Origin of the sequence: Cerasicoccus arenae (assembly GCF_014651635.1) — a bacterium.
Taxonomy (GTDB): Bacteria; Verrucomicrobiota; Verrucomicrobiia; order Opitutales; family Cerasicoccaceae; genus Cerasicoccus; species Cerasicoccus arenae.
Map to the genome: position 1 here is coordinate 394 of NZ_BMXG01000056.1, position 583 is coordinate 976.

At 59.0% G+C, this 583-nt stretch carries 1 protein-coding gene; it reads right to left on the minus strand.

Translation table 11 applies throughout. The features are described from left to right. A partial coding sequence (locus tag IE065_RS17865) for a DDE-type integrase/transposase/recombinase (RefSeq protein ID WP_194500061.1) occupies positions 1-583 on the minus strand: 583 nt, incomplete at both ends.

The following is a 583-nucleotide window of genomic DNA, read 5'->3' on the forward strand; positions in this document are numbered from 1 at the left end:
CTCAGGTCCATTGTCTACCGTGATTGCTTGAGGCAGTGCGCCTGCGCTGCGGGCTGCGTGGTCCAGTGCATCGGCAACTTTGGATGCGCTGATGGATCGGTCCGCGTAGAGCACCGGACATGTCCGGTCGTATTGATCCACGACAGTCAGCACGCGGAAACGCCTTCCGTCGTTCAGTTTGTCCGTAATGAAGTCCATCGACCAGCGTTGCCCGGAAGCATCCGCCTGTGCCAATGGCGCACGAACACGGGAGCCACGCTTCTTGCTCTTTTTACGCTTCAGATCAAGCCCTTCAGCCTTGTAGATGCGGTAGACGCGCTTGGGGCCAACTTGCCCAGCCTCTCGCTTCAACAACACCGTCAGACGGCGATAGCCATAGCGCACACGCACAGCGGCCAGATCAAGGATGCGCAACCGCAAGGCACCTTCGTCAGGTGGCTCCACATGTCGATATGCGAAAGTCGAGCGGTTCAACTCCAGCAGCCTGCACCCGCGGCGGCCGCTGATCCCATAGACATCAGATGCCTGTCGGATCAGCTCCGCCTTGCGTACAGGCCTCAGAGCTTTTTTGACACGATCTCCT